At 63.2% G+C, this 20,549-nt stretch carries 19 protein-coding genes; 18 read left to right on the forward strand and 1 reads right to left on the reverse strand.

Features of this window, described 5'->3' with window-relative positions; translation table 11 throughout:
* Window positions 1–92: 92 nt before the first annotated feature.
* The 4 genes from ACFXN1_RS14245 to ACFXN1_RS14260 all read left to right on the forward strand — a co-directional run bounded on the left by ACFXN1_RS14245 (window position 93) and on the right by ACFXN1_RS14260 (window position 4,616).
* Window positions 93–917 (forward strand): SDR family NAD(P)-dependent oxidoreductase, encoded by an 825-nt coding sequence (locus ACFXN1_RS14245; RefSeq protein ID WP_379439916.1) that lies wholly within the window; start codon window positions 93–95, stop codon window positions 915–917.
* 55 nt (window positions 918–972) lie between these two features.
* The gene (locus tag ACFXN1_RS14250) at window positions 973–1,452 is read left to right on the forward strand and encodes a hypothetical protein (protein WP_379439918.1); all 480 of its coding nucleotides are present in this window, start codon (window positions 973–975) and stop codon (window positions 1,450–1,452) included.
* 461 nt (window positions 1,453–1,913) lie between these two features.
* A complete protein-coding gene (locus tag ACFXN1_RS14255) occupies window positions 1,914–2,624 on the forward strand; it encodes a DUF6545 domain-containing protein (RefSeq protein ID WP_379439919.1) in 711 nt (236 codons plus the stop codon).
* Window positions 2,625–3,863: 1,239 nt separating this feature from the next.
* The gene (locus ACFXN1_RS14260; RefSeq protein ID WP_379439963.1) at window positions 3,864–4,616 is read left to right on the forward strand and encodes a hypothetical protein; all 753 of its coding nucleotides are present in this window, start codon (window positions 3,864–3,866) and stop codon (window positions 4,614–4,616) included.
* Between the two features lie 263 nt (window positions 4,617–4,879).
* Here the strand turns inward: ACFXN1_RS14260 and ACFXN1_RS14265 are convergent, their stop codons facing one another.
* Complete coding sequence (locus ACFXN1_RS14265; protein WP_379439921.1) at window positions 4,880–5,641, reverse strand: helix-turn-helix domain-containing protein; 762 nt, start codon at window positions 5,639–5,641, stop codon at window positions 4,880–4,882.
* Between the two features lie 1,043 nt (window positions 5,642–6,684).
* Here ACFXN1_RS14265 and ACFXN1_RS14270 point away from each other — a divergent pair.
* From ACFXN1_RS14270 to ACFXN1_RS14335, 14 genes are all read left to right on the forward strand, one after another.
* Window positions 6,685–7,233 carry a hypothetical protein gene (locus ACFXN1_RS14270; protein WP_379439922.1) on the forward strand — a complete coding sequence of 183 codons (549 nt, stop codon included), beginning with the start codon at window positions 6,685–6,687 and terminating at the stop codon, window positions 7,231–7,233.
* Between the two features lie 44 nt (window positions 7,234–7,277).
* Window positions 7,278–8,480, forward strand: coding sequence for a cutinase family protein (locus ACFXN1_RS14275; RefSeq protein WP_379463587.1), 1,203 nt, complete (start codon window positions 7,278–7,280; stop codon window positions 8,478–8,480).
* On the forward strand, window positions 8,477–9,544 hold the full coding sequence (locus ACFXN1_RS14280; protein WP_379463588.1) for a lipase family protein: 1,068 nt from the start codon (window positions 8,477–8,479) through the stop codon (window positions 9,542–9,544). Before ACFXN1_RS14275 ends, ACFXN1_RS14280 begins: the two co-directional genes overlap by 4 nt.
* Window positions 9,545–9,582: 38 nt before the next feature.
* Window positions 9,583–11,082 carry a cutinase family protein gene (locus ACFXN1_RS14285; protein ID WP_379439926.1) on the forward strand — a complete coding sequence of 500 codons (1,500 nt, stop codon included), beginning with the start codon at window positions 9,583–9,585 and terminating at the stop codon, window positions 11,080–11,082.
* Window positions 11,083–11,426: 344 nt separating this feature from the next.
* Window positions 11,427–11,906, forward strand: coding sequence for a hypothetical protein (locus ACFXN1_RS14290; protein WP_379463589.1), 480 nt, complete (start codon window positions 11,427–11,429; stop codon window positions 11,904–11,906).
* A gap of 3 nt (window positions 11,907–11,909) precedes the next feature.
* On the forward strand, window positions 11,910–12,572 hold the full coding sequence (locus ACFXN1_RS14295) for a hypothetical protein (protein WP_379439929.1): 663 nt from the start codon (window positions 11,910–11,912) through the stop codon (window positions 12,570–12,572).
* Entirely contained in the window at window positions 12,569–12,862 is a 294-nt protein-coding gene (locus ACFXN1_RS14300) for a hypothetical protein (protein WP_379439931.1), read from the forward strand. Before ACFXN1_RS14295 ends, ACFXN1_RS14300 begins: the two co-directional genes overlap by 4 nt.
* An 89-nt stretch (window positions 12,863–12,951) precedes the next feature.
* A complete protein-coding gene (locus ACFXN1_RS14305) occupies window positions 12,952–13,884 on the forward strand; it encodes an alpha/beta fold hydrolase (RefSeq protein ID WP_379439932.1) in 933 nt (310 codons plus the stop codon).
* On the forward strand, window positions 13,878–14,114 hold the full coding sequence (locus tag ACFXN1_RS14310; protein ID WP_379439934.1) for a hypothetical protein: 237 nt from the start codon (window positions 13,878–13,880) through the stop codon (window positions 14,112–14,114). The genes ACFXN1_RS14305 and ACFXN1_RS14310 overlap by 7 nt, the downstream gene beginning before the upstream one ends.
* 16 nt (window positions 14,115–14,130) lie before the next feature.
* Window positions 14,131–14,772, forward strand: coding sequence for a hypothetical protein (locus ACFXN1_RS14315; RefSeq protein WP_379439935.1), 642 nt, complete (start codon window positions 14,131–14,133; stop codon window positions 14,770–14,772).
* Between the two features lie 18 nt (window positions 14,773–14,790).
* On the forward strand, window positions 14,791–15,582 hold the full coding sequence (locus ACFXN1_RS14320) for a hypothetical protein (RefSeq protein WP_379439937.1): 792 nt from the start codon (window positions 14,791–14,793) through the stop codon (window positions 15,580–15,582).
* A complete protein-coding gene (locus ACFXN1_RS14325) occupies window positions 15,579–17,021 on the forward strand; it encodes a hypothetical protein (protein WP_379439938.1) in 1,443 nt (480 codons plus the stop codon). Before ACFXN1_RS14320 ends, ACFXN1_RS14325 begins: the two co-directional genes overlap by 4 nt.
* Before the next feature lie 11 nt (window positions 17,022–17,032).
* Window positions 17,033–18,493, forward strand: coding sequence for an SCO6880 family protein (locus ACFXN1_RS14330; RefSeq protein WP_379439966.1), 1,461 nt, complete (start codon window positions 17,033–17,035; stop codon window positions 18,491–18,493).
* Window positions 18,490–20,202, forward strand: coding sequence for a hypothetical protein (locus ACFXN1_RS14335; protein ID WP_379439940.1), 1,713 nt, complete (start codon window positions 18,490–18,492; stop codon window positions 20,200–20,202). The genes ACFXN1_RS14330 and ACFXN1_RS14335 overlap by 4 nt, the downstream gene beginning before the upstream one ends.
* The last annotated feature ends 347 nt before the right edge of the window (window positions 20,203–20,549 follow it).

Here is a 20,549-nt window from a genome sequence, read left to right on the forward strand (position 1 = left end):
GATCTGGGCATCAGATGAAGGTTCCCGGCCGGGCCACTCTAGTCCGGCGATGGTGAGCTGGCCCGACCCCTACTTTGAGGAGACACCGCTACATGAGCAGAGGATTGCGCTTGGCCGGAGCGAAGGTCCTGTTGACGGGGGCCACCGGTGGCCTTGGACAGGCGATTGCCCGAACCCTCGCGACGCAGGGGGCTGAGCTGTGCCTAACAGGTCGACGCACAGATGTTCTAGATCATCTGAGTGCCGAGCTCGGGGCCACAGCCTATGCGGCGGACCTGAGCCGGCCTGACGAGGTGACACGGTTGATGTACGAGGTTGGTCCGATCGACGTACTTATCGCTGGCGCTGGTGTCCCGGCTGGGGGGCGGGTTGGACAATTCGATGACGAAGCATTGGACGAGGCCATCGCTGTGAACTTGCGAGCGCCGATGACTATGGCGCGCGCGGCGGCCAAAGTGATGCAGGGGCAAGGCAAGCGCGGTCACATCGTGTTCGTCGGGTCGATCGGTGGACGAGTCAGCTCTGGCGATACGGCTGTCTACAACGCGACCAAGTTCGGTCTGCGTGGATTCGCGCTGGGCTTGCGTGATGATCTGCGCACCAGCGGAATCGGAGTGTCGCTTGTCGAGCCGGGGTTCGTGCATGGAGCGGGGATGTTCGCCGACAGCGGAGTGCGGTTGCCGCCCGGGTTCAGAACGACGTCCCTTCGCCGGGTGACTGATGCCGTCGTGGACGCGATTGAATGCGACGTTGCAGTGCTGACCGTCGCGCCTGTCGAGTTGCGAATCGGTGTGTGGCTCGGAAGCATTGCGCCGGAGCTAAGTTCTCGGATTCAACGCTTGACCGGGATGACACTTGCTCGATCGACTCCCGACCCGAGCGCAGGGCAACAATCTTCGGCACCGCTGAGCAGGTGATGGTCGGCTAAGGTGCAGCGAGGCTCAGATGAAGCCAGCCAAAGGTGTGCGAACGATGGCTCAACGGCGCAAGTCGGCCAGGGTTCGTCTGCGTGAGCTCGTCGACCTGCTCGACGACGCCTTACCCGAAGATTGGACGGCCGACGAACTGCTCGCGACGGTGGAACGACTTCGCGGGCGGCGCATCATCCGCTTGCCGTTGCCTGCTGAATCGCCTGTTGGCTTGTGTGGAATGTGGCTGGCATCCAATGACTTTGACGTCTTCGTGCTGCGCGATTCTCACGATCCTCACGATGTGTTCCATGAACTAGGCCATGTGTTGCTCGACCACGGGCAGGATGCCCAGACTGAGGAGTTGACCACTTTGCTCCCAGGGCTGAGCGCGGACCTTCGCGCGACAAGAATCCGCGCGTTCCGCCGAGCATCGAGCTATGACCGGCCTGAGGAGTACGAAGCCGAGTTGTTCGCCACTATGGTCAGAACTCTAGTCCGAGCCGACGGGCCGCGTCGTGACAGGTTTCTGAAGGCGTTTTGATGTGGCCGCAGACGTTGCCCGCTGTCGTGACCGTGCCTGCGATGGTGTTCGTGGTCGCGGTTGCGGGAGCGAGGCTCATTCTCGTACGGGGTAGCTCGCGTATCGAGCACATGGTGAATGTATCGGCGCTGAACGTTCTGGTCGGCGTTGTTCTGCGTGAACCGGTGATAGCTCATCGCGTCGCACGGTGGACTCCTGGCGGGCTTTCGACCGTTTCCGATGTGTGGCATTGGACTATGGTCCTGTGCTGGACCTATGGACTGGGACTATTGCTCGTCCGTGACTACGGCCCCGTGAGGTATCGGCTGTCGTTCGGCATCGCGCGGGGAGCCGCGGTTGTGATCGGAGGCGCATTCCTTGTACTTAGCACACCTGCGCGGTCTCAGGGCGTTTCGATTTCCGAGTATGGGGGCTGGCGGTACGGAGTCTACGTAGTCCTGCTGTCTGTGCCGTCAATCTTGGTGTCCGGCTATCTGATTCGCACCCTGGCGCGCCTGCGGCGGCGCGTGACGACCAAGCGGGAGCTGCGAGTGGTGTGGATTCTCTTTGTCGTCGCAGTTCTGAGCGTGGCACCGGCGTTCACGTATTTGTTGTGTGCCGCAGTGGAGAAGGCAGAAACAGGTGGCTCTCCCAGCGATCAGCTTTACCGCCTCACCTCCGACGGACTGGCGTCAGGTGAGCCACAGCTATTGTCTGCAGCAGTGCTGGTGCTGGTCCTCGTTCCCTCATGTGCACGGGTTTTCTCCAGGTTGCGCCAGCTACACCGGCTGGTTCCGTTGTGGACCGATGTGACGGCGGCAGTACCTATGGTGGTCTTGAGGCTGCGGTGGTCGGATCGGTGGGGTGCGTGGCCAACCGAGACAGTTGAGCGGAGACGAATCGAGATCCGCGATGCAGCGGAGATCCTTGCAAGCTACGCCTGTCCGTTACCGGAGAAAATCGACGAATTGGTCGAGAGCACGGTCGGAGTCGGCGAGCAGGAGCAAATGCGCCAGGTGGCCGAACTGGTCGTGGCCGCTCGTCAGTTGGCCGCGGAACCTCACCAGGTTACAAGTGATCCCCCGGCGAGGCGAGCGGTCGATGCTCTCGACGTCGACGACTTGCTGGGGCGATGGGCGCTCGCGAAATCGATTGTCCAAGAGGGTGAAAGCGCCTCGTCGAAGGGTGCCTAGTGAACATCCGATGAGTCGGTGCGGTGTTCGGTGGACAACGCCCGGGGCGAGTCGGTTGCACCCTGCAGAGCGTGTAGCAACTGAGAGACCCCGGCGTTGCCGAACGTCAATTGGTATCCATCCGAGTGACTGCGAGCGTGCTTCAATTCGATGCCGTGCCGGCCGAGCTCTGTCACGAGGTCCGCGACGTCAGGGTGCTCGCGATGGAGCTTTTGAAGTGCACGCACGCCGCGCTCGACATCGTCGGCACCCGAAGACGCGGTGCTATCCGTTTCGAATTGTGTTTCAGGCGTGGTGGATTGATGCAGTACGGCTGTCGCAGTCTTCGGAGGGAGGCCCAGGGCTTCGAGTGCCCGATTGTACTTCGCCTCAGTCGTCGCGCTGAGGGAGTCGGCGTGACCGCCCTCGATGCGAGACTGGACGTTTCGGGTCGGCCCGCCCAGCTCATGTATCTGATGGTGGGTGATCAATCTGTCGGGAAGGTCCCTCCCGCGGAATGCCTTGATCCACCGTCCGAACCGTTGGCCAGGCGATTCCGATCCGCCGGACTCCCCGATCGTTGGCGGGCGGGACCGAACATCCATGGTGTGCATCGTAGTGCGAGATCGAGCAGAACGTATCCCGATGCATCTGAATTCTCCGAGGGCGTTCCCTGACTCTTGTGCCGTGTGTGGGTTGGTCCGCAGTGTGTGCAAGTCAGACGCCACGCTCCATGCACATGAATGTGCACGAATGCATTGACGTGCACAGGTCGGTCTTCTAGATTGACGGCGTGCAAGCTGGACCGGACGCCCGGTGTGGGAGGGGAACCAAACCATCGGTGGGACAACGGTTGTCGCCAACTGTTGGTATAGGGCATGTCATTGGAATGCAGGCGGCCATGGTGGCGTCGAACGAGACGGAACGGTACCTTCCACTGTTCGATACCGCACCCTGCGGGAAGGGGGCGAGTGCAGGGTGTCGATCTCTGTCGTTTATTCCTCTGAAATCACACTGTGCCCCAGTTGGTTTCGAGGTTAGTGACAACTATGGCGTGGACATGGGGCCTCAAGCATCATGGTGAACGACCTTCTCGACTCTCTCCCGCGCAGTGGTAGAACCGAGTCTGTTCGGATCGATAGCCTCGACCTCGCCGGCTCGCCTCGCTTGAACGGGGAGAGCGACGCTCATGCGTGGAAGCTGGCGCAGAGCAGTGAAGAGCTCCAGCCAATCCTGGTGCATCGTGAGACGAGACGTGTAATTGACGGCAGGCACCGGGTTCGGGCGCTGATCTATCGCGGATGCGATGAGGTCGAGGCAGCCTTCTTCGAAGGCAGTGAAGTTGACGCATTTGTGCTCGCCGTCCGCGCGAATGTCGAGCATGGTCTTCCACTGTCGTCGGCAGATCGGCGCGCTGCCGCGACCAGGATTTTGGACTCGCACCCTGCGTGGTCGGATCGCACGATCGCTGCTACGGCTGGGCTGTCTGCCAGAACAATTCGGGGCTTGCGTCGGGCAAGTGCGGCCGAGCAGCAGTCGCACAGAGTCGGGCGAGACGGAAGGCGGCGGCCGGTGAACCCTGCCGCAGGTCGACGGCGAGCAGCCGACGCACTGGCAAACAATCCAGGTGCGTCATTGCGTGACGTGGCCGAGACTGCGGGGATATCGCCAGCAACTGTTCGCGACGTTCGTGATCGGCTCAAGCGCGGGGAAGACCCAGTTCCATCTCGACGGGGCCATGACACTGAATGTGGGCCGGCAATCCGAACTGGTGTGCCCAACGGTTCGCTTGATGTGGCGCAGACCCTTGACCGTTTGGCGAAGGACCCGTCACTGCGGATGACCCAGAGGGGCCGCGAATTGGTCCGCTGGTTGCGCCTGCACGAGGCAGCGCCTGGTGAGTTCGGCCGGCTATCCGAAGCGATTCCACCGTACGCCCGAACGGTCATCAGGGACCTCGCGATGGCTTACTCGGCAGCATGGGAATCGTTCGCTGCAGAACTGAAATCTTAGGACCTGCTGGCTCGGTGGTGCGGCTGGCGCTGCCTACGTCCGTATCGGACGTAGGCAGCGCTATTTCCGGGTCGGCCCTCTGTATCGAGTGATTGGCGTTTCTTTTGCGTCACATGGTTATCGGAGGGGGCACTGCCGGTCAGTCGCCGAGACCTTGGGTGAAAGATGCAGGCGCAGCGATTCCACTCGTGGAAAGTGGCGTCTGGTGAACTGGTCGCTCGACTGTGACGCATGCCTCCAACAGTCCGATGCAGTCGAGGGGGCTATTGAACGGCGCGGACTTTGGGAGGATGCCTAATCGCGTAGCAGACGCGAATCTCCGGAGCATCGGCGACCTCGTGGATGTCAATTGAAATCGAATATGGCTCGCCCGTTGCAGGATCGCGGAGTTGCGCTCGATCGCCGGTCCGGCGAGCGTAGGCAACGTTTACGATGTCTGACCAAAGTCGAGCGAAGGTCTTGTCATGCCGTAAACGTTCGAACAGGTCTCGTGCGCGGGGGCTTTCGCGGTAACGGCCAAATGCACCCCGCAATATGGACACAAGGAACGCCGCCTCGTGCTCCCACTGCAGGGTCACGTCCATAGCGGGTCGACGGCCGCGAGTGCTGTGAAAGTGCCAGAGCGCCAAGTTGTTCTCTGGCTCAGCAAGGCCCGGCAGAGCCCGGTGGAAGGATGCGTTCGCGGCCAGAATGTTCCAGAGTGGGTCGGTATAGACGGCGATAACCCCGCTGTCGTCGAGTCGTTCGAGATGCTCGATGCGGCTGGATGTGGTGCTGCGCTCGCGTAATTCGTCAATGGAGGGCAGGCTCGCCGCGGGCGCCCAGAGATCCCTGGTGTATCGGGCTTGCATCGGGTTGAGGCTCAGCGTGCAGATGAGTTGGTCGAGCACCTCTCGGCTGGGTATGCGGCCGGCCTCGATCTTAGGAATGTAGGGCTCGCTGATGTTGGTGCGCAGCGCCAGCTGTCGTTGGCTCAGGCCGCGATTGTCGCGGACCTGCTGAAGCCACGACCCTAGCCGCGGCATCTCAATATCGTTGTCACTGGTATGTATCGGCTTCCGACGCTGATCACGCCGTCGTGCAGGAGTTGGACCCATGTCCTCTCCCCCCTCCGGAAGTAGTCGTACTCGATAGCTTCGCTGACTTGCGGTGATACTCACTCCCCCTTGAGTTGGCACCGTTGTACCAGCGGCTTGTCTGCCGAGCAATGGGGATTTCGTCCGCTGATTGCGGGTTTTTTGCGATTATTGCAGACCTGCGCATTCATGCCACCGCGGGCAGCGCCGGGGATCGAGTCAGTACTTGTAATTTGTGTACCACTGCACCAAATTTCCGCAGCATGGTGTGGGTGATTGGGGTTGTAAAAGTCTTATCAGATAAAAACGTTGTCAGCCGGAAGGGTAGCGCGACAAGATCTTTCGAGGCTTTGATTGAGGTGCAAGTGAAACCGACTCGAAAGGGAATCCTGTGGATCCGTCGATAATCTTGTCCTACCTCAACACTGGTTCGGCGATAGGTTCGAACTTCTTGGATATCGTGACACAGCTCCTTGGTCTCGCGGGCCGATTCCTGTAGTTCGTCCTCGCCCAGCCAGGGGCTCCTCGACGTGAACGGCCAGCTAGGAGCCCCTGGCTGGTACGGCTTGTGCTGCAGAGTGCGGACGGGCTTTCCTTCGTATTTGCCATGAATGGGGTTATTCGGCATGCGATCAAGAAGAAACAGAATCCTTTTCGATGCGGGGGCCGCCGAGCCCTATCATCGCGCCAAGCGCGTCGGCGCCAGCCTGCGTCGTTGCGGGCGTGGTGCTGTTGCGGGCGCAATTCCCCTCGCGATATTGCTGTCAGCCCCTGGGATTGCAGTGGGCGCGGGTCCAGAACAAATCGCGGACCAGCCAGGTGTGACCAGTCCTGTGCAGCCAGGAACGACTGCGCCAGAGGCTCCACCACCTCCGCAACCTGAGCCGCAGACAGCGCCGCCTGATGCCTCACAGCAATACCCCGAGCAACCTCCCGAAGTCCGCAACGGCCCCACTCCCAGGCCCGCTCCCTCGTCGGACCCAGCGCCGCCGGTGACCCTCGAAGATCTGCACTTACCAGAGCCGGTAGCTCCGGTGGCACCGATTGCCCCGGCAGACAACACAATCCGCATCGGGCAATGGCAAGCACCATCTCCGGACTGGCTTCCCACCGATGTCAGGGACTGGGTCAACAACACGGCGGCCGGTGCCGAAGCGCAGGTCGCAACCGCGCTGGACTCCATCGGCGTGCCGGCTGGGCGATCGGACAGGGTCAGCGGTGCAACGCTCGCCGGTGCTGGAGTGGGTGGGGCCGCAGGGGCGACGATCGTCGGCGGTCCGGTAGCGGCCGTTGGCGCAGTGGTAGGCGCATTGGTCGGTGGCACCGTAGGGGGAATCGCGGGTGCTGCGGTCGGAACCGTCGTACCGGTGCCGATTGTCGGCACAGTGACCTCGGGCGTTTTCGGCACTGCACTTGGCGCGGCCGCAGGGGCCGCGGTAGGTGCGGCGATCGCAGGTATCCCGTTGGCAATCGTCGGCGCGGTCGCTGGCGGCACAGTCGGCGCCGGATTCGGAGCGGGTGTGGGGGTCGGTCAACAATGAAAACGCGACCTCGCACGGCACATGCGGCACAGGTAGCGATATTGATGATCGCCAGCGCCACAACGATTCTGGGCGTTGCCAAGCCCGAAGCCGCTATGGCGGTGCCGCTCGGGCCGACATGTCCTGCACTCTATGTTCTCGGCGTCCAGGGCACCGGCCAGTCCTCGCCGAACGCCGACCCGACTGCGGACACCGGTGTCGTCGGAGCCCTGGTGGGACAGGTGATCAACGCGGTCCCAAATCTGGTGCAGCGTAGCTACATCGGCTACGACGCAGGGTTCGGGGGTGCGGTCCCCGGCGGCGGAGCCGAACCCTACGCGAGGTCCGTCGGCGAAGCCGCCGACTTGCTCCGGGCCGCCGCGGCGCAGATCGGATCGGACTGTCCCGCAACGCTGCTCGCTGCGGTCGGGTACTCACAGGGAGCACAAGCTGTCGCCGAATTCGCCCAAGACGTCGGCGCCGGGAACGGGCCAGTTCCGGCGGATCGGATCGCAGGTATCGCGCTTTACTCCAACCCGACACGAACCGCTCAATCGCCGGTCTTCCCCGGACGTCCGGGACAGAGCGTGCCCGACCCCGCGCCCGGCACGCCAGGCACCGCTGTGTCCAGCGTACAGATCGCCAACCCGACCGCTGACGGCGCAGGACTCGCGGACGAAGGAGCTACCTACGGTGCGCTGACCGGCCGAGTGGCCGACATCTGCGTCGATGGTGACCTTGCGTGTTCGGCTCCGGACAGGGCAGCACTACTTCGAGTCGGCGCGGAGATCGCGGCGCAAGCCGATCTGCGGGACCCACTGGCCGCGCTTGGGTCCATTCAGGGGTTGCTGTCGGCTGCACTCGGCAACGCCTGGACAACGGTCGTCCTCGACGACTTCCAGATCGAAGCCGACAACGCAGACTACCTTCCCCACGCCTCCCTAGCGCAGCGCCTCATCGACGCCGCCGACCCACGGATTCCGACACCCGATCCGGTTGACCGCGACGCAGCCGCAGCGCGATGGAATGAACTCATATCGGCGTTGGGCGTCAACCCACTTGGCGTTCTGCCCAAGCTAGCTGGGCAACTGTCGGCCGCCTGGGGACAGCTGCTTGCTGATAACGCTGACCTGGTGAACCCTGCAGTACTCCTGCGGTTCGTCGACACGGTCGCGCGGCACAACGGCTACGCGAGTACCGGACAGATCCTCACCGGAACAGGCTGGTTCATCGCACTCGCACACGATCTGGCAGGCGGTCGCTCATGACCGACTTCTACACCGCGCCAGTGCTGCGCCAGGACCATCGCCCAGGCGAAGTCCTGCGGACACATGAGACCGAGATCAGTGCTCTGGTCGATTCGACTCGCACCTGGCAGCTGGTCTATGTCTCTGCGGACTCGCGCACTGAACTGATTCCGGTTACCGGAACGGTAATCACACCACGTGTGGCCAATCCTCGGAGACCAGCTCCGTTGCTGGTGTACTGCCCCAGTTTTCACGGGCTGGGTGGAGCCTGCGCGCCCTCGCAGCAATTGATCGCGGGTGAGGAAACCCTCGATCCGATCATCGCAGCCCTGGACCGCGGATGGGCGGTGGCCGTGCCCGATGGTGAGAACCTCGGCATCACGGGGCTGGGAAGCCATACCTTTCTCGCTGGTCGTGCAGCTGGCCACGTCGCACTCGATCTTGCCCGCGCTGCACAGAACCTGCCGGAGTTCGCAGGTGTCACAGGTCCGGTGGTGTTGTGGGGCTATGCCGATGGCGGCCGCGCCGCGCTCTGGGCAGCCACCCTGCACGGTGACTACGCGCCGGAGCTCGACCTTCGAGGAGTCGCGGCTGGTGCCGTCGTCACAGATCCGGCTGCCCTGGTCGAGATCATCGATAGCGGTCCATGGTCGGCGCTCGGATTGGCCGGCCTGTTGGGGCTCTCACGGGCCTACCATCACCTGCCGCTGCGACATGTCTTCACAGCAGACGGGCATCGCGCCGCCCAGCGGGCCGAAACTCTCAGTGCACAGATCCTTTTGGCGCAATACCAGCAGCCACTCGGGCACTGGTGTGAGCGGTCCGACCCCTGGAATGACCCTATTTGGCGGTACGTCCTGGCTCGAGAGAACACGACCGGATTCGACGAACTGCGTATCCCCGTGCATCTCTACCACGGCCGTCGCGACTCGATCATCCCCTACGAACTCGCCCACCGTCTGGCGGCCGACTTGAGGGCCGGTCGGACGCTGCTGACCTGGCAGGAATACGACGGTGACCACCTCGACACCGCGGAGAGGAGCGCGCTCGATGTGGTCAACCAACTCAATACGTTCCTGACCTAGGTGCCGAGAGCATTCGTACATGTGAGGAGTCAAATAACGTGGAGCACAACAGTAATCGCTACGAATGCAGAATTCTTTGCGCAGTTGCCTGCTGTGTGGCACTGGCAATCGAGCTGGTCGTAGCCGGCCCGGCCCGAGCGGACGTGCCAATCGCTGACGTATGCCCGGCGTTGTATGTGCTCGGTGTTCAGGGCACAGACGAAGCACCTTCCGACGCTGCGGCGACGACCGACTCGGGGGCACTTGGGCAGTTCTTTACCCCACTTCTCGCTGATGCCGGTGATCTCGTGCAGCGCAGCTATATTCGATACGGATACAGCGACGACGGCACGGCACTGCCTTACGAACAAGCCGTCACTGCGGCCGCCGAGCACCTGACCACCAGCGCAACTGAAATCGTCCAACGCTGCCCCGCGACCCGAATCGCTGCGGCAGGTTACGGACAAGGAGCCGCTGCAGTATCAACGTTCGCCCGTGACATCGGAGCCGGCAGCGGTTCGGTTGATCCCGACAAGGTCGCCGGAGTCGCACTGTTCGCCAACCCCACCCGCAGCGGCACCGCCGTACTGCCCGGCCGATCCGGGCAGACGACTCCGACCGCAGCGCCAGGCACAGCCGGGACTGAGGTCTCTCGAATCCAGTTCAGCGACAACACCGCGACCACTGGCTCGGGCATCGCCAGCCAGGCCGCGGTCGACTATGGGCGGCTGGTCGGGCGCGTTGCCGACTTCTGCACATCCGGCGATCTGACGTGCGATGCACCGACCGATACCCCACTGACTGCGACAGTGAAAAACATTGCCGCACAGTCTGATCTGCACGACCCGATCTCAGCGATCTCTACTATCGCCCAAGCCTTGGCTGCGACAGTGTGGAAAACCGCTGTGGGCGTGGTCACCGAAGATCTCTCGGGTACAAGCCTGGACCAACTGTCCTACGAGCCGACAAAGACGCTGGGACAACGTCTGACCGAAGCTTCGGATCCAAACACGGCAACGCCCGGACTCAGTGACGCCCTCTCGGTCCTGTTCCGGCTCGGCAGCATCGGATTGAACACCGTGATCTCGGTCGCTGAGAAGGTCTTCACCACCTCCACCATCGCCGAACTGGCCACCGTCGGCCTGACCAATCCTGTTGCCGCGCTGGCGAGTCTGGGAACCAAGCTCGTCAGCGCTGTCGTCGACCTGATCCCTCCGCAGACCGCGCTGGGCTGGATCGACCAAGCGTTCACCGCGATCACGAGCACCGTCACGAACAACTCCGATCTCTACGCCCTGGCCACGCGGTCCCAGTACAGCGATACCGCCGGACGTCACGGCTCTTACACCAGCGCATCCGCGAACTCGGCAGGCGTAGCACCGCTGACTCTGGCTGCCAATTGGTTCGCAGCCCTCGCCCGTGACATTGCCCAAACTCGCCCCCCTACGACCGCTCCGGCAGGCACCACCACGGCCAGCGCTACCACCTCGACCGCGCCGGTCTCGTCTTCGCCCATCTCCAGAACACCGAGCGCCAGCGCTCCGAGCGCTACGCCCTGAGACCCCTTCGGGCAGACGGCAGTCTCTGCGCCAGAGAGACACCAGCACCGTTCCTCGCGGGCCGTCTCCCCGAAGGGCCAAACCCCGAAAGCGCTCACCGAAGGAGGTGAAAGCCCATGCCCCACGACAGAAGTGCCGACCGCGAACCCAATGGATCGAGTGAGTGGGGCTGGCTGCAGAACTCCTCGTCCACGCACCGCTCAACCGAGACAAACCAGGCCACGGCCCCCGCTGAAACCGAATGGGACTGGGTCGACGAAACATCCGCTTCCATCGCTCCTCGACTGGGTCGACGAGAGGGCAATCGCGCGATCAAGGTGCGCATGCGCCGATGGGGTGCGGCCTTGGCCACGATTGTCACCGCCACCGCCGTGATCATCGTCGCTGCTCAAGCCCTCACCGGCGAGACCACTCCTACTTCGGTCCCATCGACGACCACAACATCTATTCGCAATGTTGCTGTCGGCGCGTGCCAAGGGCTGAGCGGGTCAACCATCACCGATGCCGACGGCGACCCGACGACTCTCGCCGGGCTGATCGCCGCCTTCGAATACGCCTACTACCAGCGTCGGTCCGCAGATGCGGCGATGCGGCTGCTCGCCCCAGAAAGCGGGATACAACGAGATCCGCTGGCAACGGGCCTCACTTCGATTCCTAGCGGTACTAGGCACTGCGTCGCGGTCACGCCGCTGGCCGACACCGCCGCCGACGTCCACCTGGTGGAGGTCCGCCCCGACGGCACCCGAACCGACTATCTGCAAGTGATCAATACACGCCGCGCCGATACGGGCCTGCTGATCACCAACATCCAGAAGCGCGGATAACCCATGCACGCCAAGATAATTCGCCTTCAAGCCGCCGACGGCACACCACCCGGCCGATTCGACCCGGCAACGATCACAGCCCCCACACCCGATCGACTCGCACCTGTCCGGCAGACCTCCCTACCCGTCACGGGGCCTTTTCCGCCCCTGTTCGCAGTCCTCGGCGCGCACGGCGGAGCGGGCACGTCGACGCTGGCACAGTGGTGGGCGCACGCCGCTGATACCGGCCAGGCATGGCCGGCCTCCCCGCAGACCACACAGCGTGTCGTCATCGCCACCCGCGACTGCATTCCTGGGCTGACCGCCGCTGCCGAGCGTCTGCGTGAATGGCACAGCGGCATTGCGCCGGCTGGAGTCACGATCGTTGGTTTGGTGGTCACCGCAGCCCGGCCCGGGCGCGTTCCCGCAGCGGTCCGCAGGTATCGGCGCATCGTCGCTGACCTGGTGGACGACGCCGTCTGGTCGATCGGCTGGCACGACGAGTTGCTCAGCTGCGACATCGACGACCTTGCTCGATACACCCCCAATGACCCGCTACCCCAACGTCGTGTGCACCCCACGAAGGCTGTGCCGAAGGACGTCCACCAAGCGGCGACAGCGATCACCGAACGCATCGTCGCTACCCGCAGCCCGACACCATCATCCGGCACCGAGGACACCCAATGACCGAATGCATCCCGGTGATGGACACCCTCACCATCCTCGCCCAACAGATCAACGTCACCCCCGAACCACCCCCAGGCTCACAAGGTTTGATCAAGATCGTTAACTATCTGGCCTGGTTCGTCATGCTCGCCGGAATCGCCTCGCTCATCTATGCAGGCGGCAAATTTGGCTGGGAACGGTGGCACGGTGGGGCCCTCGAATCTCCCAAGATCGTGCTCGGTGCATTGGTCGGGGGCATCATCGCCACCAGCGCCGGCACGATCATGACACAAATCGTCAGTGCCAAGTAGGTGGGTTCCCTGACGCGAAACCCGCTGTACGGCAGTCAAATTGCCGGTCTTGCTCGAAAGTCTCCCGACTCTCTGAGGATCTTCCCGCGATGAACTCCTTCGATCGTTGCGCCCTGACCATCCGCACCAACGACGACATCCGCCTCGCGGCCACCCGGCTGGGCGCGCCACACGCGGCCGTCACCGTGGTCTATGTCCACGGACTGCTGTGTGACAGCGGCTACTGGGCACCGGTAACCGAGCACCTGCACAACGAGCTCGATGGCGAACTCCTGCAAATCACCTACGACCAACGCGGCCACGGTGAATCCGGTCGACCACACCGCAGAACCACCACCACGCTGGCTGACCTCGTCGACGATCTCGACGCCGTTCTGGCCAAGACCGCCGGAGAGACTATCCTCGTCAGCCACTCCGCCGGGTCCCTCGTCGTCGCGGCGTACGCGCAGCGGTATCCTCAGCGAGCGGCTGCCTTGTCCGGACTGGTGTTCTTCGGAGCGACAGGCGAGTTTCCTGAATTCCCAAGTCTCCCAGGGCGTTACCGTCAGATGCCCCAGCGCCTGGCACGCTTTCGGCAGACACGGCTCGACCGACTCGCTGCGACAGCAATCACGCTGGCAGAAACTCGATTCCGTGCGCTGAGCCGACGGCTGGGTTCCAAGAGTCACCTCGTGTGTGGTGCCCGCCGCGGTGATCCTCGCGTCTTGGTGGACATGCTGAACGCCTACAACGCATTCACCGTGGTCGGCGAGGAGATAGCCGCACTTCGCTCGGTCCCCGCATTCGTTATCGCTGGCGGGCGCGACCGTGTCGTTCCTGCATCACAATCGGTCCGATTCGCTGACAAGATTTGGGCCGACTACGAGCTGATCCCTGACGCTGGACACGCGTTGCCGCACATCCAGCCCACCCGCGCCGCGGAAACAATCCTGCATGCCATCGGAGTCGCCTACCGTCGCGAGCGCGATGAGACAGCGATCTTCCGACAGGATGTACCGCCCGGATCGGAGCAGGCATGGTAGTCGCGAAATCGCTTCCGCCCGAAGTCACAATCCACCTCTATCCGATGCTCGGGTGGCTTGCCTGGATGGTGCTTCTGCTGAGTATTGCCCGCACGGTCTTCCTTGCGTGGCTGCTGGCTATCCGAATCTATCGAGACGAAGCCGTCGAAGGCATCATCGGAGCCCTCCTTGCCGCTGTACTCGTCGGTTCCGCGAGTGGCCTTGCGGCAGCTCTTTTTCCCACCCACTGAACTGTTAGGAGACACGGTGACCAACCGTCCCGCGTTCACGGCCATCGCGATTCTTATCCTCATCGCAGGGCTGGTCGGCGTGGTATTCGCGATGGCGGGCAGTCATGCCCACCATCGCGATGCCGAACGAAAACAGGTTCCACCCGTCGATCTGAGAGCAGCGCCTACAGGGCTCAAATCCGTGGCCTTTCAGGGCATCCTATTACCCTCCGCCAACGAAGGCCCGCATTCCCAGACCGGGGCGGCGGTCGGCGGATTCGATCAAAGCCCGATCGGGGCCGCCTTGGCGGCGATTCAGGCAACTGTACGGATTTCGATTGCGACCGACATGCAGTGGCCCATCGTCGTACAGCAAATGGTCGCGCCAGGACCAGCGCGAGATGAGTGGGCCGTTGCTCGCGCCCAGTTATCCATCACGGCAGCTATATCTGGGGAAGCCCCCAGGATCATCGCCTACCGCGTCGCGAAGTTCGCCAACGACGCCAGCGATATCGAAATCTATACGAGGCAACCGGACGAATCGGTCACGTGTAATACCGCAACCGTGATTTGGCAGGCCGCCGACTGGCGACTGCGACTGCCCGACCAGCCGCACCCTGCACCGGTATCGGAGGTCCTAGTTGTTCCCGTCGAGGCGGTTCGTATCGAGCTCAAATAGGGGCACGGAGCAATCATCATGATCGGCAAATACAGATTCACGAGCCTGCTCGGTATCGGACTCATCGCTATCGTCGTGGTCGTCGGCACGCTCCGGGGAGGCCATCCGGATAGTGAAAAATCCCAGGGGGACATTCCGGCAACGTCAACCTTGACGCCCCCATCCTCGCCAAGCCGTGATACGCCCACCACCGACTTGTTCGGAAATCGTCTGGAGGCGGCGGCTACGCCGGCGGGGGAAGCACTTCAGCAAGATTCCGGATCTCGTCCCGACCCGGCAGGACCGGACTATCTGAAGGCACCACCGCGCCGCGTGCAGTGGCAGAGCGGATGGGGTGGCGCAGCGTTGCCATTCTCGGGCAGCGATGGGCCCACCCAAGTCATCGATGGCATCGCATCTGGGTTCGCGCACACGCCCCAAGGCGCTGCACTCGCGGCCTGTGACGCGCTTGCCCGAGCATTGAGCGCGCCGGAAGGTTTGTGGCAGAACGTCGTTCGTGAACGTTTTGTTGGAGGCGGCCAACCCCTGATCAACCGAATCGCCGCCAATCGCACCGATACGCCCGCGATAGCAAGTTATGTGGTCGTTCCCGATGGCTTACGGGTCCTCCCGAACTACCAGCCCGATCTGGCTGTAGTCCAAATCGCGATGCGGGCGCCCGGCGGATGGGCGTACGGCACATGGCCGATGACCTGGCAAGCAGGCGACTGGCGCGTGCGAGTTCCCGACGATATCGGGGTTTTGTGGCAAGGCGCCGTGCAGATCTACAGCCTCGATGAGTTCGGATCGTGGAAAGGCGGCACCGCATGAACGTCGCTCCTGCTCATCTCACGCCCGCCCTGCAACCGGACGCAATGCATGAGCAATTCAGTCCGGGAAAAATACTCTGCGACGTGCCGTCCCCAATACAAACCGTGTGCCAATTGAAGGACCTCGGAAAATCCGCGGCCACCAGCGCTGCAAACTCGGCATTCGACAGCATGGTCGACACAATGGGCAGCGACCTGGCATCGGGCTTACGGATCGTCCTTACGTGGTGGGTCGATCTTCCGTCACCACAGCTGTCGGGGAATTCTGGAGAACCCGGTCCGCTACTGGCGTCCATTCGCGAATACACCGGCGGATTGCAGGTCGTATTGATGATCGCGGGAATTCTCTTCGGAGCTGCGCGGTTGGCGTTAGCCAAGCGTGGAGGGCTGGCGGGCGAGGCACAAGAGAGTTTCATGATGTTCGCGCGTGCGGTCATCGCATCGATGATGTTCTCGGCCGTTATCACCTCGGGCACCAAAGCGGGAGACGCGTTCAGCAACTGGGTCATCTTCGACGCGACAAGGGGCGATCTCGACGGCGCAGTGTCCCGCATTGTTGACGTCGGATTGCGAACCAACGGTATGCTCGGTGCCGGCATATGCCTTGTGCTCTTTCTGCTCGGCTTGATCAGCATGCTCGTCCAACTGGTCATGCTGATATTCCGTCAGGTCGTTCTCATTCTGGTGGTCGCGGCCATTCCTCTAGCAGCAGCAGCGGCGGGCACCGGCCCCGGTTCGCAGGCGTATAAACGCATGTTGTCGTGGGCGTTGGCCTTCGTGTTGTGGAAACCGGTCGGTGCGCTGGTCTATGCGATCGCGTTCACTGCGGCAGGCAACAAGGACCAAGACACCCAACTTGTGCTGCTCGGAATGCTGCTGCTGTTGTCGGTCACGGTCGTGCTACCGGCTCTGATGCGGTTGATCGCCCCGGCAGTCGCGACGCTAGGGGGAGGCGGGGGCGCGGCAGCGGCGTTGGCCGGTGGTGCATTCGGTGCAGCGATGGGTGCCTCAGGAAGGGATCGCTCGAACGCTCGCAAGATGGGTGAAGGCGAGAATTCGGCTGGGAATTCGTCAAACGGCAATGGGGGAGGGCCGCCCCCTCCGCCGTCAGGGGGCGGCGGAGGTCGTCCGCTGGGAGGCAGCGGCGGGGGCGCACCTATATCGGGAGGATCTGGGGGAGGTGGCGGCGGTTCAGCCGGAGGCGGTGGTGGCGCGGCCTCGGCAGGCGGACAGGGGGCGGCGGCTGGGAGCGCTGGCGGTGCGGCCGCGGCCGGAGGCGCCGCTGCGGCCGGAGTGCCGGTCGGGATCGGTGTCGCGGCTGCGATGGGCGCGAAACAGGCTGCACAGCAGGTCGGTTCGGCGATAGGCGCTCGCGTCAGCGAGGCCACCGAGCACGGCTGGGATGTGAACCAGCCCGGTCCGCTAGAGGTCCGGCGATGACATCGACGCGCATGTACGGGCGTTGGGAGAAGCCGCGGTCGGCCGGATTCTTCGGCTTGACCTGGGGCGTCAGCATGGCTGCGCTCACGGCCGTGATCGTTGTCATGGTGACTTTCATGCTCACCCAGTCGCTGACCGTGACCGGCACCGTGTCGGTCTTGTGCGCCGTGGCAGTGATTCCGGCGGGAATGACCATCAAGGGACGAACCGGATGGGAATTCGTTGTGCTGCGAGTGCAATTCGCGGCGGCCCGCTCGCGAGGTGAGCTCGAGTACCGGGCTGGCCGATTCTCGCGGATTCCAGGGGTCGCGAGATTGCCTGGACTGCTCGCTGATTCGCGGCTCGCCGAGTACGAGACGCCAGGCGGGAAGCGGTTTGCTTTGATCCACATCCGTCGGACAGACCACTACTGCGTGGTCCTGCGGGTACTTCCGCGGGGCAAGGAGCTAGTGGATCAGGCGCAGATCGATACATGGGTGGAGGAGTACGGACAGTTTCTGGCCGCGCAGTCGCGCGGTGGGGAAGTCGTGGCGGTCACCTCCGTGCTGGACAACGTCATCGAAACCCATCTCAAGCATCGCAGGGAAGTAGTGCGGCTGGTGCGGAAGGAAGCTCCAGAGTTCGCGCGCGCAGTGATGCGAGAGGCTGCGGCAGACAATGCCGGGGTCGGTGTGCGGGTCGAAGCACGGATCGCAATCACCTACCGGGTGATCGGCAAGGGCCGTGTCCGCCGGAACGTGGCGGAACAGGCGCGCGAGATCGGTCAGCGTCTGCAAGCGGTGCTGTCGCAACTCGCCCGCGCTGGACTGCCCGCGACTCCGTTGGAGGCTTGGGAAGTCCTGGGACTGGTGCGGTCCCATTACGACCTAGCCTCTCAGCGAGATATAGAGGCCGCCGGTCGCAAGATCTTGGACACGCAAACCTGGGATTCGGTTGGGCCGCTAGCCCACTCGGACCGATGGGATCACTACATCCACGACGGTGCACGCTCGATCACTTGGGAAATGGACGCTCCGCCGCGCGGTGCGGTCCTCGAAACCGGGCTCGAGGAATTGCTGCGGCCGAGGCTAGATGTCCCACGCAAAAGGGTCGCGGTCGTGTACAGGCTGCATTCTGCCGCCGAGGCTGCGGACATTGTCGACTCCGATTTCAAGGACGCTCTCGCCGCCGAACAGACCGAACGCGGCATCGCCTCGGCATCGGCGAGCCTGCGTGTAGACAACACCCGCACTACCCGCCAGCAACAAGCTCGCGGTGCCGGGCTGACTCGATTCGCAGTCCTCGTCACCGTCACCGACACCCTCGACGCCGACCTGCCCGGCATCGAAGCCTCGGTCCGCGCGATGAGTGCCGCAGCACGGCTGAGCGTGCGGCGCTGCTACGCTGCGCAAGGCGCTTCCTTCGCCGCAAGCCTGGGCATCGGCGTAGTTCTTCCCGAACACTCGAGCATCTCCAAGCGAGTCTCGGCATGAATACATCGAACAGGGCTGGAAAGACTGGCGCCTCGATTCGCCGATCGAGGACGACCCTGGCAGGCGGCATCCGGATTCTCACTGCTGAGGCGCGAACGCGTACCGAGAAGCAGGCCGCTCATCCGGGTGTTCGTGGATGGCTGGCGCGCTGGGAGTTGTCGGCTGACGATCACCGCCGTGCCAATGCGCTGCGCTGGTCCGAGGACGAGCAGCGTGACGGCTACGAGCGGCCGCTGGCCAAACTGACCGACCGCGGCTACTCCGGCGCCGGAGGTGGTCGCGCTGCGGTGGTGCCTACAACCCCGGAATGGCGCTCGACCACGGTTGAGGTGGCGGGCCTGTGGCCCTTCGCTGTCGGTGCGACCGCACCGACCGTCGGAACGCCGGTCGGAAACCACTACATCACCGGTGCGCCAGTGCATTTCGACCCCATGAGTTGGTTCCTGCGTGGATACATCACCGCGCCCATCGCATTCATACTGGCGCTCAACGGATTCGGAAAGAGCTCGCTGATCCGTCGCCTCGTTACCGGGGCCGTCGCGGCAGGCGAAACCGTGCTGTGCATGGGCGATACCAAACCCGACTACCGCGACCTGGTCGAACGGCTCGGCGGGCAGGTCATCGAACTCGGCTATGGCTACGGCAGCATCAACCCCCTCGCCGTCGGTGCACTCGGCTCTGTGATCGAGAAACTGCCAGAGGGCGACATGCGCCGACGGGTAGCTGCCCGTGTCGAAGCTGGTCAGGTCACGATTGTGGCTGGGTTGATCGAACTTATGCGTGGATCGCGTATCGCCGACTACGAAGAAACGCTCATCGCGGCTGGATTGCGTGAACTCTACAGCGCGGCAGGGGGTTTCACCGCTGCCAATCCACCTCGGCTGTCGGATCTGCTCTCGGTGCTGTCGACCGGCGCGGACCGGTTGCGGCAATTCGCAGAGGAAGACGACAACCCGTCCTACCGCGCGAGCACGAAGATGCTGCGCCGATCACTGCGCGCGCTGATCGAAGGACCTTGGGGGGAGATCTTTGACCGGCACACCAGCACTCCCATTGATTTGGCCAGCCCCGCAGTGTGTGTGGACGTATCCCGGATCCCCGAAGGCGACACCAAACTGCTCGCCGCAGTGCTGATGACCTGTTGGAGCGAAGGATTCGGCGCGGTCGCGGCCGCACACGCGCTATCGGATGCCGGCCTGGCGCCGGCGCGGACCTTCGAAGTCGTCATGGACGAGATCTGGCGGGTGCTCGGGGTCGGGGAATTCATGGTCGACCGGATCGATGCGCTGACACGCCTCAACCGGGTGCTGGCGTGCGGGCTGATCATGTGCAGCCACACCATCAAAGACCTCGCCAGCCTGAAGGCGCTCGGATTCTTCGAGCGAGCCCGAGCGAAGATCATCGGCCCGGTTGGCCCCGACGAGGTTGAGCGAATCCGCTCCGCGGTCTCGATCACCGAAACCGAGAAACTACTGGTCACTTCCTGGGCCGCACCACGCCCACCCACCGATGACAACGCCGACACCCCATCGGGACGCGAAACACCGCCCGGCACAGGCTGTTACCTGCTCAAGACCGGTGAGGCCGCCGAACCTGGGATCGCGTTCCGGATGACCTTCACCGATACCGAGCGTGCCACCGACATCCACAACACCAACAAACGCTTCGACCACCTGACCTCTGCGCCCGCGCAGTCCTCGTCGGTGTAGGTTCCCATGATTGTTGTCGGTAGTCCCATCCATTTGTCGGCGTTCTGTCGTTTCCGACAGTTCGATGGGAATCCGGTCGGGCGGGTCAGCTCCCCGACTACGCGAGGCGAGTGGTCGAGTATGGCACCCGCACAACAACTCTCGCGCTTGTGTCCACGTCTATTGCTACTCCACACCCGACAGTCACCAGGTAGCCATGCGCTCGGCCCGACTCAAAGGAAGCGACAAACCAATGAGAAGAAACCGGCGACAAATCGGTGGGAAAGCCCATGGTTCGCGCACGAAATGAAGGTCGATACCGACAACTATCTCCGGAACCTACAGTCGGGCGAGCCGGCGGCAATTGG

Source organism: Nocardia sp. NPDC059154, from assembly GCF_042755705.1.
GTDB lineage: Bacteria > Actinomycetota > Actinomycetes > Mycobacteriales > Mycobacteriaceae > Nocardia.

Bases quoted from the DNA above. Each gene is read 5' to 3' on its own strand.
- ACFXN1_RS14245 (WP_379439916.1), top strand. From the start codon at position 93: ATGAGCAGAGGATTGCGCTTGGCCGGAGCGAAGGTCCTGTTGACGGGG.
- ACFXN1_RS14250 (WP_379439918.1), top strand. From the start codon at position 973: ATGGCTCAACGGCGCAAGTCGGCCAGGGTTCGTCTGCGTGAGCTCGTC.
- ACFXN1_RS14295 (WP_379439929.1), top strand. From the start codon at position 11,910: ATGCACGCCAAGATAATTCGCCTTCAAGCCGCCGACGGCACACCACCC.
- ACFXN1_RS14325 (WP_379439938.1), top strand. From the start codon at position 15,579: ATGAACGTCGCTCCTGCTCATCTCACGCCCGCCCTGCAACCGGACGCA.
- ACFXN1_RS14330 (WP_379439966.1), top strand. From the start codon at position 17,033: ATGTACGGGCGTTGGGAGAAGCCGCGGTCGGCCGGATTCTTCGGCTTG.
- ACFXN1_RS14335 (WP_379439940.1), top strand. From the start codon at position 18,490: ATGAATACATCGAACAGGGCTGGAAAGACTGGCGCCTCGATTCGCCGA.
- ACFXN1_RS14300 (WP_379439931.1), top strand. From the start codon at position 12,569: ATGACCGAATGCATCCCGGTGATGGACACCCTCACCATCCTCGCCCAA.
- ACFXN1_RS14280 (WP_379463588.1), top strand. From the start codon at position 8,477: ATGACCGACTTCTACACCGCGCCAGTGCTGCGCCAGGACCATCGCCCA.
- ACFXN1_RS14320 (WP_379439937.1), top strand. From the start codon at position 14,791: ATGATCGGCAAATACAGATTCACGAGCCTGCTCGGTATCGGACTCATC.
- ACFXN1_RS14265 (WP_379439921.1), bottom strand. From the start codon at position 5,641: ATGCCGCGGCTAGGGTCGTGGCTTCAGCAGGTCCGCGACAATCGCGGC.
- ACFXN1_RS14275 (WP_379463587.1), top strand. From the start codon at position 7,278: ATGATCGCCAGCGCCACAACGATTCTGGGCGTTGCCAAGCCCGAAGCC.
- ACFXN1_RS14305 (WP_379439932.1), top strand. From the start codon at position 12,952: ATGAACTCCTTCGATCGTTGCGCCCTGACCATCCGCACCAACGACGAC.
- ACFXN1_RS14310 (WP_379439934.1), top strand. From the start codon at position 13,878: ATGGTAGTCGCGAAATCGCTTCCGCCCGAAGTCACAATCCACCTCTAT.